This is a genomic window from Cellulosimicrobium sp. GQ32, assembly GCF_059758455.1.
Map to the genome: position 1 here is coordinate 115911 of NZ_JCAXEP010000009.1, position 16414 is coordinate 132324.

The following is a 16414-nucleotide window of genomic DNA, read 5'->3' on the forward strand; positions in this document are numbered from 1 at the left end:
GTTCAGCGCACGAGCCTAGACCGCGCCGGAACAGGGGCGTCGTATCTCGGCGGCCGCCTTGCGGCTCCCCCCACGAGTTCACCCGCTCTGCCCATGACGAGCGTGCGTCTGCTTCTCTGCATGCGGCTGTCCGGCCGTGTGCTGGCACCCCGGGGAGACCTCTCCGGGTGATCCGAAGGGGACTCACATGCGCAGCATGCGGAGAACGGGGCGGACGGTCGCGGCCGTCGGCCTGTGTGCAGGGCTGGCGGTCGGCCTGTCGGCTCTTCCGGCGTCCGCGGCGCCCGGCACAGGCGACGGCACGACGACGAACCTGCTGTACTCGGTCAACGGCGGGCCATGGTCGGACACGGTGTCGGCGGAGCGTGGCGACACCGTCACGGCGCGGCTGTTCTACGACACGACGAAGGAGACGACGGTGACGGGCGCGTCGCTGACGACGCAGATCCCGGAGGGTTTCACCTACGTGCCCGGGTCGACGCGCAACGTCCTGGCGCCTGGCTCGAACGTGTCCACCGGTGCGGTGTCGTCCGAGACCAAGGTCGCGGCTGTGGCCGACTCGGTGTGGTCGGGCGACACCTTGGAGGTGTCGCCGTCGGCAGGGTTCAACGGGGAGTCGAACGCGTCGCAGTCCGGTGTGCTGCGCAACGGCGTCAAGCGCTATCTCAACCGCGTGAACTGTGCGTACTCGCGCGTCAACGCCGGCACGACCGACTTCTTCGCCCAGACGATCTCGGGGACGGCGAACGACGCGTTCTTCGGAGCCGGGACGTCGGCGTCCAACACCGCGGCGACCGTCGCGGACTGCGGCCCCGGCAACGCGTTCGCGCCCAGCCCGAACAACACCGGTGTCGTCGTGCTCGACCTTCTCGGCAACCGGTACGTGAACCTGCACCACTGCTCCTTCGTCCGCTCGGTGGGTGGGCAGCCTGACTTCTACTCCCAGACGGTGCCCACCGTCGCCAACGCCATCTTCCGGGCCGGCACGAACGCGTCCAACGCGGCCGACACCGCGGCCGACTGCGGCCCGGGCAACGAGTTCGCGCCCAACCCGGCCAACTCGGGTGCTCTTGCGCTCGACCTGGTCGGGAGCCGCTACGTCAACCTGCACCACTGCTCGTACGTGCGCACGGCGGGCGGGACGACGGACTTCTTCTCCCAGACGATCTCCGGCACGGCCAATGACTCGTTCTACGCGGCCGGCACCAACGCCTCCGACACCGCGGACACGGCTGCGGACTGCGGTCCCGGCGGGACCGGCGCCGCGATGTACGCCTTCAACCCGGGCAACTCCGGCGTGCTCGCACTCGACCTGCTGGACTCGGCGCGTGGTCAGGGGTTCGTGGAGTTCGCGTTCACGTCGGACGTTCCGGAGCCCGCGCAGTGCGGTGAGACGGTGACGGAGCCGGAGCTGGTCTCGAGCCGTCAGGGTGTGCTGAACGGTGCGGGGACGGGTTCGCCGTCGTCGAGCGCCAGCATCACGCTGGCGGAGTACACGGACGAGGGCGAGGCGTGCCCGCTGCCGGTCGAGCTCGTGGACGACGCCGCCTCGACCGTCGTGGACGGCCCGACGGAGATCGACATCGCGGGCAACGACACGATCCCCGATGGTTCGACGGGGTTCGCGGTCGACGCGACGTCGGCTCAGGGTGGCTCGGTCGTGGACAACGGTGACGGCACGGTGACGTACACCCCGGCTGCCGGGTTCGTGGGGACGGACTCGTTCACGTACCGGGTCACGGGCCCGGACGGTGTGGAGCGGTCGGCGACGGTGACGGTGACGGTGACCGAGGACGACGAGCCGGCGGTACCGATGGTCGCAGGTGGGTTCGCTGCGGCGGGTCTGCTGGGTCTGGTCGGGGTGGGCGCGGCGCGTCTGCGCACCCGCCGCCAAGACTGATCGACACCTACCCACGCACGTCACGCGGTCCCCGTCCCTCTCCAGGGGCGGGGACCGTCGTCGTGCACGGAGGTCCACGGGGCGGTTCACCCGTCACCGCCGCCGCGGCACGCCGTCCGACCCGGCATGAGGAAACTCCGTCAGCGTGCCCACGGGCAGGGGACCGTGCGATGACGGCGGCCGTCGTCCCGGCCGTCGAGGGCGCCGCAGGCGTCCCGTCCGACGGCGGCAGGCGGGCCGCGCGTGCCCGTGTGCCGCTGCCCTCCACGTACTACCGCGCCGTCGACGGCCTGCGCGGCGTCACGGTGCTGTCGGTGCTGATGTACCACACGAACCTCTACCACAACGGACTCTTCGGGGTGGACCTCTTCATGGTCCTGTCGGGGTTCCTCATCACCGTGACGCTCCTCCGGGAGCGGTCGCGCGCGGGGCGCATCAGCCTCAAGAAGTTCTACCAGCGACGCGCGAAGCGGCTCCTCGTCCCGCTGATCGTCGTCCTCGGCGCGACGGCCGTCGCCGCCACCCAGCTCGCGCGCAGCGACGAGGCGGACCGCGTGCTCCAGCAGGGGGTCGCGTCGCTGTTCTACGTCGCGAACTGGGAGCAGATCGCACGCGGCGAGTCGTACTGGGACGCGATGGGCATCCCGGGGCCGCTCGCGCACATGTGGTCGCTCTCGCTGACGGAGCAGTTCTACCTGCTGTGGCCGCCGCTGCTCGTGCTCCTGTGCGCGCTCGTGGCGCGGCCCGGGCGGCGCGCCGACCTCCTCGTCGCGACGGTCGCGGCGATCCTCGCGGCTGTGATGACCGTGGTCACGGTCCTCTCGTACGACGGCACCAACGCCGACCTGCTGTACATGGGCACGCACACGCACGGCGTCGGCCTCATGGTGGGCGCCGGCGCGGGCGTCGTCGCGATCGCGGTGGCCCGACGGCGTGCGGCCGGGACCGCGAGCCGGCTCCCGCGGCCGATCGCCGAGCTCCTCACGTTCGGTCTCCTCGCCTCGATCGTCACGGTGTCGGTCCGGACGGCCACGTACGAGGAGCCGTGGCTGTACGCCGGGGGCGGGATGACGGTGGTCGCGGTCCTCGGGGCGGGCCTGATCCTCGCGCTCACGCGTGAGGACACGCTCGTCGCACGCGTGTTCTCGACCCTGCCGCTCGTCGAGATCGGCAAGTTCTCCTACGCGCTCTTCCTCGTGCACCTGCCGGTGTTCTGGGTGCTCCAGAAGACGCTCGAGGACCCGCGTCCGATGAACGTCGCGCTGTTCGGGATCCCGCTGTCGATCGCGCTCGCGGCGTTCCTCCACCACATCGTCGGGGAACCGGTGCGGATCCGGCGCTGGAACCGGGCGGGCGGCACGGCGTTCCTCGTGCTCGCCGTCGCCGCGACGTCCGGTCTCGCCGTGGCGCCGACGATCGTGCGCCAGTCGACGGGGTCCGGCGACGTCCACGTGCTCGTCCTGGGGGACTCGCTGGGGCACGACTTCGCCACCGCGCTCACCGACTTCCAGGGCGACCGGTTCACCGTGACCGACGGCGCGTTCAACGGGTGCGGCGTCTTCAGCCCCGAGACGAGCCGCACGACGGCCGTCACGCAGGGGCCCGCTCCGGGCTGCCTCCCGTGGGAGGACCGGTGGCGCACGTCGGTGCAGGAGAGCCACCCGGACGTCGTCGTCGTCAACGTCGCGTGGGACGGTGCGGAGCAGTACGTCGACGGCCGCTGGCTCGACCCGTGCATGCCCGAGTACGCGGAGCGCTACGAGCGCCAGCTCGACACCGCGACAGAGATCGCCACGGCGGGCGATCCCGACCGGCGCGTGCTGCTCGCGACGTCGCGCGAGTTCACGCCCATCGCGGAGCCCGGCTGGGCCGCGTGCCACACGGAGCTCGTGCGCGCGCACGCCGAGGAGCAGCCCGCCGTCGACGTGCTCGAGCTCCACGACTTCGTGTGCACGGACACCGAGTGCCTCCAGACGACGCCCGACGGCGCGCCCGCCTACATCGACACCGTGCACTTCTCGCGCGCGGGCATGGCGTGGATCGCGCCGTGGCTCGCGGACGCGATCACGGCGGCGGCACGGGGCGAGACGGACCCGGAGGCCACCGCATGACGGCCGACGACATCTCACCCGTTGGTGAGAGGGGTCGGTCTGCGTCTATCGATCACGACGGGGTGGACCAGGCGTCCGACCCTGTCTCGCGAACGGCTTCACCGAGCGCTCGACGGAAGGGGAACAGCATGTACAACACGCCTGGCGTGACCGGAGGGATCGGTACCGGGGTCGTCGGAGCGGGGGCGCTGGCGCAGACGGGCTTCAGCTCGCTCGCCATCGTGGCCGCGGCGATCACGCTGGTGGTCGGCGGGTTCGTCCTGCTGCGCGCGAGCCGCATGCGTCGCGAGGCTGCGCGGGTGCGGGGATGACGACCGTCCCGGTCCCCGTCTCCGCGCCCGGCCCGGCGATCACCGGCGGCGCGCGCGTGCTGAACGCCGCCGGCCTCGCCGGCCGGCTGCTCGTCGGGGCCGCGCTCGCCGCGGCCGGCGTCCTGGCGATGGTGCGCATGCTGGACTTCCAGTTCCGCGAGGCCGCGCTGGCCGCGTGGGCGATCGACCTGTTCGGCCGCCCGTCGCGCGTGCTGACGACCGAGCCGACGTTCCTCTTCCAGAAGGTCGTCGGCGACGACACGTCGTGGTCCGGTCTCGTGGTCACGAGCGAGTGCACCGCGGCGCTGTTCGTCGGCGGCACGCTCGTCCTGGGCGGGCTGCTGCTCGTCGCGTGGCGCCACGCGGGCGCGTGGCGACTCCTCGCCGCGACCGCGCTCACGGTCGGGCTCCTGCTCACGGTCAACACCGCGCGCATGGTGCTCATCGGCGAGGCAGCCTCGCGCTGGGGCGCCGAGGGCTTCGGCTGGGCGCACACCGTCGTCGGCTCGGTCCTCATGCTCGCGACGTTCTGCGCGTGCGCCCTCCTGTTCGTCCGCGTGGGCCTGCTCCGCGGCCGCGACTGAGCCCGACCCCACCCGGAGGCCGCAGTGAACCTGCTCAACCTCGCCGCGACCGCGATCGTCTCGTGCTCGCTCGCGTACTTCGTCCTGCTCATGGCGTCGGGCATCCGGGAGATCCGCCGCCGCAGCTCGCGGCTCAGCGTCCAGGGGCGGGCCCGCTACGGGCTCGTGCCCGGCGCCGAGCAGGACGAGCACCCGGTGTACTTCCTCGTGCCGTGCCTCGACGAGGCCGAGGTCGTGGGCCGCACGGTCTCGGGCCTCGTCGTTAATCGCGGCACCACGACGATCGTCGTGGACGACGGCTCGGACGACGAGACGTCGGCCCTCGCGCGCGCCGCGGGGGGCCGCCAGGTCGAGGTGCTGCGCCGCGAGCTGCCGAACGCGCGCCAGGGCAAGGGCGAGGCGCTCAACGCGGGCATCCGCCGCGTGCGCGAGCTCGTGCGCGAGCGCGGCCAGGACCCGGAGCGGGTCGTCGTGTGCGTCATGGACGCCGACGGCCGGCTCTCGGAGAACGCGCTCGACCACGTCCTGCCGCTGTTCGAGGACGAGGCCGTCGGCGGCGTGCAGCTCCAGGTGCGCATCCGCAACCGCCACAGCTTCCTCACGCGGTTCCAGGACTTCGAGTTCTGGGGCGTCGCGAGCGTCACGCAGATCGGCCGGTCGGCGACGGGCACCGTGAGCCTCGGCGGCAACGCGCAGTTCACGCGCCTGTCCGCTCTCGACCAGGTGGGGGAGCGGCCGTGGTCGGACTCGCTCACCGAGGACCTCGACCTCGCTCTCTCGCTCGCGCTGCACGGGTGGCGCCTGACGACGACGCCGCTCGCGTCGGTCGACCAGCAGGCGGTCGAGAGGGTGCCGCTCCTGCTGCGCCAGCGCACGCGCTGGTACCAGGGCCACATGATGGCGATCACGCGCCTTCCGGACATCTGGCGCTCGCCGAAGCTCTCGCACGTCGCGGCGCTCGAGCTGTCGTTCTACTGCCTGTCGCCATGGCTGCTCACGCTCCCGTGGTCGGTGCTGTTCCACTACTGCCTCGTCCAGCTCCTCATGAACGGCTCCGAGCTGCTCGAGTTCGTCGACACCGCGGGCGCGGCGGCGATCGTCGTGCTCGCGTGGTACCTCATGGCGTTCGCGCCCGCGGTGTTCAGCGGCTGGGTGTACTGGCGCCGTGACCGTCGCGTCGGCATCTGGAGCGGCCTCATGATGGGCAACTACATGGTGCTGACCAACTACATCTCGTTCGCGTGCGCCTGGAAGGCCCTCGCGCGCGTCCTGCGCGGCGAGACGGCATGGGCCAAGACCGCGCGCAGCAGCGACCGCCCGGGCGCCGTCGTGGCCACCGTGCCGCCCCCTGCCCCCGAGACGACGGCGCCCGCCGTGCCCACAGCACCGACGCCCGTCCCGGAGCTCATCGGTGCCGCCGTCGGCACGCCGTCGGGCTCGCCGACGCTGTGACGGCCGTCGCCCCGCTCCGCCCGTCTTCGCCCGTCAGCGTCGGGGCCGTGCTGCGTCATTCGGAGGCGTGAGCACACCGCAGACGCAGGACGTCGCCGCCGAGCCGGCACGCCGCCCCGACCCCCGATCCTTCGACCAGGTGGTCCTCCAGACCACCCGCCGCACGCCCCCGCCGTCGGCGGGGCGGCAGCACGCCCGCCGCCCCGCATGGTCGGCGGCAGCCGCGCTGCGAGGCCGCCCCCGAGCGCTGACCGTCCTGCTCGCCGCCGTGCTGTCCGTCCTGGGCGCGGTCCGCGTCCTCGTCCCGACGGCGATCGGTCTCGCCGACAGCGGCGAGGGCCGCACGGTCGCGTGCAGCCTCGGCATCGAGCCGGCCGGCGGCGGGCCACGCTACTTCTCCTTCTCGATCCTCGACTGGGCCGCGGCGACGGAGCCGTGCGCGGGCACCCCGACGCTGCACTCCGCGCTCCTGCACGTCGCGGGGTGGCTCTCGCCGGGCGCCGCGCTAGACCTGCGGGTCTCGGCGCTCGCGTGGTGCGTGCTCGCGGGGGTGGCGGCCGCCGCCGTCGGGCACCTCGCGCGCGGTCGGCGGTTCGGCCGCACGGTCGCCACGGGCCTGACGTGGGTCGTCCTCCTCGACACGGCGTTCGTCGGGTACTCCGCGAGCCTCTACCCGCAGGCGCTCGCGCTCGCCGGGCTCGTGGTGTGCCTCGTGGGCTGGCTGCTCCTCGACGACGCGGGCGCGCTGCGCTGGGTCGGCTGGGCCGCGGTGCTCGGGGGCGGGGCGTCCCTCGTCGTCGCCGGCCCGGTGACCGCGACGGCCGCGGTGCCGCTCGTCGGCCTGCTCGGGTGGCGCGCGGTGCGCGAGGGCCGCGCGGCGGCGTGGCGCGTGACGTCGTGGGCGGTCCCCGCGGCCGTGGCGCTCGCCCTGCTCGCCCCGGCCGTCGTCGGCGCCACCTCGGCGACCGCCGAGCAGCGCAAGAACAACGTCTGGGAGATGGTCGGCGTCGGGCTGCTGGCCGACGTCGCCGACCCGGGGGCCGAGCTCGAGGACATGGGGCTGCCGCGCGAGACCGAGCGCTTCGTGGGCGTCGGGATCTGGTCGCCCTCGTCCATCCGCGGCTGGTCGGGGTGGTCCGGGCTCGAGGTCGGGCAGGGCGAGGTGCTGCGCTACCTCGCGACGCACCCCGGTGCCGCGTACGACCGCCTCGGGGCGAGCGTCGACGGCGTCGCGGCAGGCCTGCCCGCGGGCCTCGGGTCGTACACCGCGGAGAGCGGCGAGCCCGCCGGGGCGCAGGAGGGCCGCCTGACGATCTTCAGCTCCTTCCAGGGGTCCTTCCTGGGCATCGGGGCGCCGGTCGCGCTCCTCGCGTGGGGCTTCCTCCTGTGGGTCGCCCTGGCCGCCTGGCGCACGCACGGGCCCCGCGACGCGGGCCGGCGCCTCGCGGAGGCCGCGCTGCTCGCGCTGGGCGTCGCGGCCACGCAGGTGCTCGCCGTCGCCCTCACCGAGGCGACGGACGTCGCGCGCCACGTCGTGGTGGGCAGCCTCGCGGGCGGGCTCGCGCTGTGCCTCGTCGTCGCGTCGGGCCTGACGCTGCGCGGTGAGACCGGGGCGGGCGCCGATCCCGGGACCGAGGCCGAGCCCGAGACCACGGCCACGGCTACCGCCCCGTCCGCGCCCGAGGCGGCCTCGGCCGCGGGCTCCGGCCGGTGAGCAGCGGCCCGGACGACCGCCCGCCCCCGGTCCCGTGGAGCTGGGGGTACGGGCCGCGGGTGCGCGAGACGCCCCTGCCGATCGTCCTGCACGCCGTGCGCACGGGCGACGTGTCGGTGCTCCGGGAGGTGCCCGACGACAGGCGCCGCACCGCGCGTGCCGGGCGCGGGACGCGGGGAGCGGCGGGTGCCGCCACGGGCACCGTGGCGAGAGTCGCGGCGAGAGGCGTCGCGAGGGCCGTGGCGAGGGTCGTGGCGGTCGCCGCGGCCCTCGTGGTGGGGTGCGGCGCCGTGGTCGGGGTCGTGCTCCTCCGGGGTCCGTGAGCAGCGCGATCACCCCGTCCCGCGCCCCGGATCACCCCCCCGATCACCACCGTGACCTGCGACACGATCGGCCCCCTGGGCCCTCTCCAGGACGACGCACGACGCGTCGGCGGTGCCTGCCCGAGCGCAGGTGGACGAGAGGGGCTGACTCGTATGACACTCACCACGAACGACGTCGGAACGACCGACGTCCGGCCGCGCGGCACGACGACCGCGGTGGTGCCCGTCGAGGGCGCACCGCGGCCGTCGTCGGTCCCGGAGGGTGAGCCCACCGACGTCGAGCTGTTCGACCGGGCACGGGCGGGCGACACGGGCGCGATGGACCTCGTCTGGCGGCGCTACTACCCGTACGCCCTCGCGGCGGCCCGCCGGTTCACGCGCAGCGCGTCGGACGCCGACGACCTCGCCGCCGAGGCTTTCACGCGCATCCTCACCCTTCTGCGTCGCGGTCAGGGCCCGCGCGAGCACGCGCGGACGTACATCGCGCGCACCGTCCGCAACGTCGCGACGGACCGCTCGCGTCGCCGCGAGCCCATCACGGTCGTCATCGACGAGGCCCGGGACGTCGCCTCGGCGCACGACCCGGCGAGCGAGGCGGCGATGCTCGTCGAGCTCTTCGAGACGCTCGATTGTCTCGGCGAGTGCTCGCCCCGGCAGCGCTACGCGCTCTACATGACGGCGTGCGAGGGGCGGTCGATCGCCGAGGTCGCCGCGGAGCTCGGCATCTCGGCCAACGCGGTCGCCGCCCTCCTCGTCCGCGGTCGCGAAGCGATCCGCCGCGCGCTCGCGCGCCGCACCATGGAGCGCGTCGCGACCAACCGGCGCCTCGCGCGCCGTCAGGGCTGAGGGCGTCGCGACCCGCTCAGCGGACGGACCGGCGGATCAGCGCGCTCAGCTCCTCCGGCTCGTGCAGCGGGGCGAACGTGCACACGATGCGCGCGGGGTCGCGCAAGATCCCGTGGCGGACCCGCGCCCACTCCCCGAGCGTGCCGCGCACGTGGTCGACGCCGTCGGCGAGCTCGGGCGGGTCCATCGCCGAACCGGTCCACGACAGGGCGAGCGCGACGCCGTCGCGGTACCCCGTGGGGGCCTCGGGCGGGAAGGCGAGCAGGACCGCCTCGCCGAGCAGGACGTCGCGCTCCCAGCGACGCAGGCGGCCCAGCACGCCCGCCCGGCCGTCGACCGCGATCACGACCGGCCGACCCCCGCTGCGCGCCTGGCGCACCCCCTCCGCGACGTCGGCGCACCGGGTGCCGAAGTCCTCCACGGGCGACAGCCCGCTCATCCCGGCACGGGCGACGGCGGGCTCCAGGAGACCGTCGGCCTCCTCCCACCCGCGGGTCAGGGCCAGGACGGCGTCCATCGGCGCGGGCGACCCCTGGACGGCGTAGAGGGCCGCGAGGTCGCGCAGCGACTCGGAGATCCCGGCGCCCGAGTGGGCGCGTGCCGTGCCGAGGGCGCGCGCGTGCGTGCGGTACTCGGCGCCCGACGCGCTGGCGCGCGCGAGCAGCACGACGGCCGGCACGGCCCAGTCCTCGGGGACCGACCAGCCGTCGGCGAGCGACCGCTCGCGCCACCGCGCGCACAGGTCGCCGATCTCGTCAGGGGTGCTTGTCGTCGTCATCGTCGGTGAAGACGGTAGGGGCTCCGACCTATGACGGAAGATTCCGCGGGTGAAATCACCCCCGCCATCACCCCCGGCGCGCTGCGTCTGACGCTGCGACCGCGACACCCTGCTGGCACCGTGCACCCCGTGCGCCGGCGAGAGCGCGGGCGCAGCGACGAGGGGACGACGGGCATGACCACCCAGGACGCGGCACGGCGGCCGGGCGAGGACGCCGACGACCTGGACGACGCCCGCCTGCTCGACGACCTGGCGTCCGGCGAGGCGGCCGCGTTCGGCACGTTCTACGAGCGGTACCGCCCGCTCGCGCTCCGCGCCGCGCTGCGGGTGGTGCGGAGCGAGGAGATGGCTGAGGACGTCGTCGCGGACGCGTTCACGGCGGTCCTCGCGACCGTGCGTGGGGGAGGCGGGCCGACGTCGAACCTCCGCGCGTACCTCCTGGCGGCGGTCCGCCACTCGGCGCTCGCGGCGCTGCGGGCGGGGGCCCGGACGCAACCCGTCCCCGACGACGCGCTCGAGCGCCTGGACGCCGGGCCCGGCGTGGAGGCCGGACTGGACGCGGCCGAGGACGCGGACCACGTGCGGGCCGCGTTCGCCGCGCTCCCGCCGCGCTGGCGTCGCGTGCTCTGGTACGTCGACGTGCGAGACCTCACGCCGGCACAGGTCGCACCTCTGGTCGGTTCGACGCCCAACGCCGTCTCGACGCTCGTGCGCCGCGCGCGCGAGGGCCTGCGGCACGAGTACCTCCAGCACCATCTCCGCACAGCCGCCCCGGGCTGCGTCCAGCACGCGCGCCACCTCGGGGCGCTCGTCCGCGGGTCCCTCGCCGGTCGGCACCGCGAGCCGGTCCTCGCCCACGTGGCCACGTGCGCCGCGTGCTCCGCCGCGCTCGTAGAGCTCCGGGACGTCAACGGGCGCATGCGGGCACTTCTCCTGCCGTGGGGGCTCGCCGGCGCCGCGGTGCTCGTCGCGGGCGCTCCGACGGTGGGTCTCACCGGTCCGACGTCCGGGGCGCTCGCGGCCCGAGGCGCCGACGGGCTCGTGGGCGCGGTCCGCCGCGTGCTCGGGCGCCTTCGGCAGTCGACGGCAGCGGGGAGCGGCTCGCTGGGCGGCGCGGTGACGGCCGGGATCCTCGCGGTGGCCGTCGTCGTGGTCGTCGGCGTCGTCGCGGTGGCCGTGCTCGGAGGTCTTGCGTCTCCGCCGACCGGGACGGGGGCAGGGGCCGCCGCGGCGCCGGGCGGGGCCGGCGGTGCGCCGGCCGGGACGGCGGCCGACGGCGCCGGCACCGAGGACGGCGCCGACCCGGGCACGGGCGGCGGGGCGTCCGCGCGCGACGGGACGGGCTCGGGCCGCGACGGCACGGGCGCGGGGAGCGTGGCGCCGCACGACGGCGGTCCGGGAGACGTGGCGACCCGACCGGGCTCGGGCGGCGCCCGGCCGCCGGTGGGCGGCTCGGGCGGCGGCGCGAGCCCGGGGGACGGCGCGGGGGCAGACCCAGGAGCCGGTGGGCCCGCCCGGCCCCCGGTCGAGCTGACCGTCCTGCCCGTGCCCGTCGGAGACCTGGTGCGCGACCGCCCCGGCGTCGTCGCGTTCGCGGTGTCGAGCGCGAGCGACCGTGACAGCGGCGCGCTGACGGCGGAGATCGCGCTCCCGGCCGGGGTCGTCGCGTCCCCGGGCGGCGCGTCGTCGGCGTGGTCGTGCTCGACCTCGGGGGGAGCGGTCCGTTGCACGACGTCGGGGCTGGGCGCCGGGGCGACGTCGCACCTCCTCGTGCCCGTGGACGTGTCCGCCGACGCCGCGCTCGGCGAGTCGCCGGTGGGCGTCGAGCTCACCGAGGCGGGGGCACGCGCCGGAGCCTACCGGGGGGTCGTGGCCGTCCGGGGGAGCGGTGCCTTCGTGCGGTACGTGGCCGCCGGTGCCGTGGAGGTGAGCGTCGTCGGCGCCCCGCTTCTCCACTGCCCGGCCACGAGCCCGCGCTGCGCGGAGGTCGTCACGGGCACCGCCACCGGGTCGCGGGCGGCGAACAACGTCTGGAGCATGGTGGCGGTCGACGCCCTCGGCCGCGGCACGACGTCGTCGTCCGCGCAGCTCGGGCCGGTCGGCGAGGTCGTGCACGCGCGCCTGTACTGGTCGGGGGTGTGCCCCGGTGTGCCGGGGAGCCCCGTGCTCGTCGCGCCCGACGGCTCGGCGGCCCCGGTCGTGGACGACGTGGACGTCCGTCGGGCCGGGGCGACCTACCACGCGAGTGCCGACGTGACCCGGGCGGTGCGGTCGGGGGGCGCGGGTCCGTGGGGCGTGGCCGACGTCTGCGCCACGCCCGGCCTCGGCAACCACGGTGGCTGGGCGCTCGTGGTCGTCCACACCGGTGCCGACGACCACGGGACGCGGCTCGCGACCGTCCTCGACGGGTTCGGCGAGGTCGCCCCTGCGTCCTCGGTCGCCGTCACGGCGGCGGGCGTCCCGGGGACCTCAGCACGGGTGGGCCTCGTCGCGTGGGACGGGGACCGCGAGTCGACGGGCGACCGGGTGCGCGTGTCCGGGCGCGACACCCGCGCCGCGCGCTGGGACGGGACGGGATCGGCCGGGCTCGGTCCTGCCGACGACGTCCTGGACTCCACCGCGTGGGGGTCCGGCTACGGGAACTCGCTCGGCGTCGACGCGAAGCAGCTCGAGCCCGTCCCCGTCGCCGGAGACCTCGTGGAGGTGCGCGCCGAGACCGGCGCGGACCGCTACGTGCTGGGCGCGGTGACCGTGCTCAGCGGTCTCGCCCCGGGGCCCGGTTGAGCGGGTCGAGCAGGCCGAGGTCGTGCGCCCGGCGGACCGCCGACGCCTTGTCGTGCACGCCGAGCCGCCGGTAGATCTCCCGGACCTGCGTCTTGACGGTGTTGCGCGACACGAAGAACGCCCGCGCGATCTCCGGACCCGTCAGCCCTTCGGCGAGCGCCTGGAGCACGAGGAGCTGACGTTCGGGGAGGTGGACGAAGCAGACCTCGGCGGTGGTGGTGTCACGCCGGAGCGGGGCGAGGAGCTCTCGTGTCAGGTCGTCCGCCACCTCGACGAGCGCATCGAGCGAGGGCGGCGAGAACCACCGGAACGGGAGCAGCGAGCCGTGGCGTCGCGCGAACGACGCGGCGCGTGCGAGCTCGATCCGCGCACCGTCCCGGTCGCCCCCACGGCGCAGCGCCTCCGCGACCACGACGTGCGCCTCCGCGCGCTGGCCCACCGGCAGCGCGTCGTTCGACGTCAAGGACGCCACGCCGTGCAGAGCGCTCTCCTCGTCGCCGCGAGCGATCGCGACGTGGGCCGCGAGGAGCGTACGCAGGGCGCTCGTCCCGGGGAGCGCCGCCTCCGCCGCCGCCGCCGTCGTACCGCGTCCGAGCGCGAGGTAGAGCCGTCCGAGCGCGGCCGTGACGAGTGGTGGGGCGAGCTCCAGTGCGGGGGCGCTGCGGCCCTCGCGTCCGTCCTCCGGGCCGCGCACCAGGCCGCGGCGCATGAGCGAGGTCCGGACGTGGTCGACCGCGGGCTCCGGTCTCGCGCTCAGTACCCCGGCGGCGGCCTCGACGTGGAGCCCGACCGCCCAGAGGTCGGTCCCGGCGCTCTTCTCCACGGCGTCGGACGACGTCACGAGCCGGGCGCTCTCCGGGTCCCGGGACGCCAGGGCCTCCAGCGCGGTCACGAGGGCCGAGGTGTCACCGGCGACGGTGCGCCACCAGCGGGGAGGGTCGGGGAGGGCCGACGCCTCGTGGAGCCAGGCGTGCGCCTCTCGCACGTCGTCACCGAGCGCTTCGGCGAGCGCGGCGAGCCCGGCACCCGCGGAGGCGAGACGGAGGAGCCCGCCTCCCAGCGCCTCCTGGTGAGCGCGCTGCGCGAAGCGCGACGCGGTGACAGGACGGCCGAGCTCGATCGCGGCGAGGGAGGACTGGAGCGCAAGGAGGGCGAGCGTGGCCGGGGCGGAGCGGGGCTGGTCTTCGGCGTGCAGCTCGGGCGGTCCGACGACGGCGGGCGGGACGAGCAACGCCCGCGCGACGGCGATGGCGTCCTCGCGACGACCGGACCGACGCAGCGAGACGGTGCTCAGGAACGCTCCGAGCTCGTCGGTCTCTGGCCGAGCACCCGACGTCGGGACGGAGGCGTCCGCGACCGTGCTGCCGAGTCCTCCGCGCGGGCTCCGGACGGCGGCGAGCAGCGGGAGGAGTCGAGGCGGCAGGTGCGTCCGGGGCACGCTCCCGACCGCGGACCAGAGCGCCTCGACGGCGTGGTCGTCGCTGCCGTCGAGCAGGGTGGTCCACGACCGGGCGAGCGTGCGCGCCGCCTGGGTCGTGTCGCCGGCCTCGAGCTCGAGCCGGAGGGCCATCCGGGTCTCGCCGCGGTCGAGACGCTCGGCCGCCGCGCCGAGGGCACGGGCCTGGAAACGTGCCGGGTGGCGGTGCCGCGCCACGTCGACGAGCGCGCGGCGCAGTCGCGGGCGGATCGCGAACACGGTGCCGGTCCGCCCCGAGGTGCGGACGACCGCCCCCGCGTCGTGGAGCAGCTCGAGGTGGGCCAGGGGCCGCGGCACGGAGGTCAGCAGGGCGAGGTCCGGCTCGTCGAACTCCTCGGCGACAGAGAGATCGAGCAGGAGCTCGGTGACGTCGCGCGGAAGGTCCTGGAGCGCGCGGGCACGGTACCGCCGGGCCACGGCGAGCACCAGGTCCTCCGTCGTCTCCTCACCACGGGCCACGGCGCCGGCGAGCGTCGTGACGGCGCCGTAGACCCCCGTCGCCCACCCGGCGAGCTGGTCGGTGAGGAGCTCGGCGAGTCCCGCCTCGAGGTCCGTGCCGACGAGCTTCGCCGACTCGGCGACCTCGTCCGGCGTGACGGCGAGGTCGTCGAGCGTCAGGAGTGCTCCGTCGCCGCCGCTCGGACGCGCGGTGGTCACGACGACGGCGCGCGCACGTCCCAGTCGGGGCGCCACCTCGGCCACGGCATCGAGCAGTCCTCGGGTGGCCGGCCCGACGTCGTCGAGGACGAGTGTCACACCCGATTCGTCGAGACGGTCGGCGACCGCCTCGGGTGCGGGCGGCGTCCTGCGGGAACCGCGCTGCCCGACGAGGTACGCGAGCGCGTCGTCGACCCAGGTCGTGAGCGCCTCGGTCGGGGTACCGCGCTGTGGTCTCCCGCCCGTCGCCGTACGGGCCGAGATCCAGAGGACGGGCGTGCCGCGGCGGATCTCGCCCCGCGCCCACGTGCTGACCGCCGTCGTCGCGCCGAACCCGCGCGGCACGTGGACGGTCGTCAGCGGGGGACCCGCAGCAAGTGCCTGCTCGACCCCTCGCCGAGGGTGCACCGTGCCGCGCGCGGGAGGAAGGAGGGTCCCGGCCTGACGCAGGACGTCGGTGGCGGTGTCGACAGCCGTGCCGGGCCGGCCCGCCGCAGCCTCACTCATCAGCACCGCCGTGGCCGACACGGGGGTATCCGGCTCGTCGGCGCTCCAGAACGCGTCGCTCACGGGTCACAGTCCTTCCAGACGCACCGGGAACCCAGAGGGAGCGGGTGAATCCGGCGGGGAGGTCGCGGCCGCGCGGCGGCCGGTGCCCAGAGGGGGCACGACTCGATGGAACTCCACGCAGTGATGACGGCAGGGCGACGAGGAGGTGATTCGGGGGGTGATTGACTGCCCGGAAAGGGTGAGACCCGGGGCGTCAGGACTTGGTCGTGATGAGCCGGGGCCGCTTCTCCATGTCCGCGAGGCCGTTCCACGCGAGGTTGACCAGGTGCGCCGCGACCTCGGTCTTCTTGGGCGAGCGCGCGTCGAGCCAGTACTGCCCGGTGAGCGCGACCATGCCGACGAGCATCTGCGCGTAGATGGGCGCGACCTTCGGGTCGAGGCCGCGCGAGCGGAACTGGTTCGCCAGGAGGTGCTCGACCTGGGTCGCGACGTCGCCGATGAGGCTGGAGAACGTGCCGGTCGCCTGGGCGACGGGGGAGTCGCGCACGAGGATGCGGAAACCGTCCTCGGACGCCTCGATGTAGGACAGGAGCGCGAGCGCGGTGCGCTCGAGGAGGACCTTGGGGTGGCCGCCCTCGTCGAGCGCGCCGGAGAGCGCCGCCGTGAGCGCCTGGACCTCGCGGTCCACGACGACGGCGTAGATGCCCTCCTTGCCGCCGAAGTGCTCGTACACGACGGGCTTGGAGACCTCGGCACGCGCGGCGATCTCCTCGACGCTCGTCCCCTCGAACCCCTTCTCGGCGAACAGGCCACGGCTCACCGCGAGCAGCTGCTCACGCCGCTGGCTCGCGGTCATGCGGGATCGGGGGGTGCGTCTGGATTCGGCCACGGGTCCATCATGCCGTGCAGCCGCTCCCGTCAGCCGGAGGGTCCGGCCTGGCGGCGCGGACGTCCTGCGGGCGGGGAC

Annotated in this window: 12 protein-coding genes; 9 read left to right on the forward strand and 3 right to left on the reverse strand. The window is 75.1% G+C overall.

Annotated features, from left to right (window positions below):
- Positions 1-187 precede the first annotated feature (187 nt).
- The 8 genes from AC6CH9_RS15235 to AC6CH9_RS15270 all read left to right on the forward strand — a co-directional run bounded on the left by AC6CH9_RS15235 (position 188) and on the right by AC6CH9_RS15270 (position 9241).
- Entirely contained in the window at positions 188-1900 is a 1713-nt protein-coding gene (locus tag AC6CH9_RS15235; protein ID WP_498155646.1) for an Ig-like domain-containing protein, read from the forward strand.
- A 170-nt stretch (positions 1901-2070) separates the two neighbouring features.
- Entirely contained in the window at positions 2071-4011 is a 1941-nt protein-coding gene (locus tag AC6CH9_RS15240) for an acyltransferase family protein (RefSeq protein WP_498155647.1), read from the forward strand.
- Positions 4012-4139: 128 nt separating this feature from the next.
- A complete protein-coding gene (locus tag AC6CH9_RS15245) occupies positions 4140-4322 on the forward strand; it encodes an LPXTG cell wall anchor domain-containing protein (RefSeq protein ID WP_277514894.1) in 183 nt (60 codons plus the stop codon).
- Entirely contained in the window at positions 4319-4906 is a 588-nt protein-coding gene (locus AC6CH9_RS15250; RefSeq protein ID WP_277514893.1) for an archaeosortase/exosortase family protein, read from the forward strand. The genes AC6CH9_RS15245 and AC6CH9_RS15250 overlap by 4 nt, the downstream gene beginning before the upstream one ends.
- A 24-nt stretch (positions 4907-4930) precedes the next feature.
- A complete protein-coding gene (locus AC6CH9_RS15255) occupies positions 4931-6358 on the forward strand; it encodes a glycosyltransferase family 2 protein (RefSeq protein ID WP_498155648.1) in 1428 nt (475 codons plus the stop codon).
- Between the two features lie 67 nt (positions 6359-6425).
- Positions 6426-8072: a glycan biosynthesis hexose transferase WsfD gene (gene wsfD, locus AC6CH9_RS15260; RefSeq protein ID WP_498155649.1), complete on the forward strand. Its 1647-nt coding sequence runs from the start codon at positions 6426-6428 to the stop codon at positions 8070-8072.
- Positions 8069-8395, forward strand: coding sequence for a hypothetical protein (locus AC6CH9_RS15265; RefSeq protein WP_498155650.1), 327 nt, complete (start codon positions 8069-8071; stop codon positions 8393-8395). The genes wsfD and AC6CH9_RS15265 overlap by 4 nt, the downstream gene beginning before the upstream one ends.
- Positions 8396-8548: 153 nt before the next feature.
- Entirely contained in the window at positions 8549-9241 is a 693-nt protein-coding gene (locus AC6CH9_RS15270; protein WP_498155651.1) for an RNA polymerase sigma factor, read from the forward strand.
- Between the two features lie 16 nt (positions 9242-9257).
- Here AC6CH9_RS15270 and AC6CH9_RS15275 read toward each other — a convergent pair whose 3' ends face one another.
- Positions 9258-10019 (reverse strand): hypothetical protein, encoded by a 762-nt coding sequence (locus AC6CH9_RS15275; RefSeq protein WP_498155652.1) that lies wholly within the window; start codon positions 10017-10019, stop codon positions 9258-9260.
- Positions 10020-10193: 174 nt separating this feature from the next.
- Here AC6CH9_RS15275 and AC6CH9_RS15280 point away from each other — a divergent pair, with 174 nt between their 5' ends.
- The gene (locus AC6CH9_RS15280; protein WP_498155653.1) at positions 10194-12803 is read left to right on the forward strand and encodes a sigma-70 family RNA polymerase sigma factor; all 2610 of its coding nucleotides are present in this window, start codon (positions 10194-10196) and stop codon (positions 12801-12803) included.
- Here the strand turns inward: AC6CH9_RS15280 and AC6CH9_RS15285 are convergent.
- Entirely contained in the window at positions 12775-15507 is a 2733-nt protein-coding gene (locus AC6CH9_RS15285; RefSeq protein WP_498155654.1) for a helix-turn-helix transcriptional regulator, read from the reverse strand. The genes AC6CH9_RS15280 and AC6CH9_RS15285 overlap by 29 nt on opposite strands.
- 193 nt (positions 15508-15700) lie before the next feature.
- Positions 15701-16303: a TetR/AcrR family transcriptional regulator gene (locus tag AC6CH9_RS15290; RefSeq protein WP_498155655.1), complete on the reverse strand. Its 603-nt coding sequence runs from the start codon at positions 16301-16303 to the stop codon at positions 15701-15703.
- Between the last annotated feature and the right edge of the window lie 111 nt (positions 16304-16414).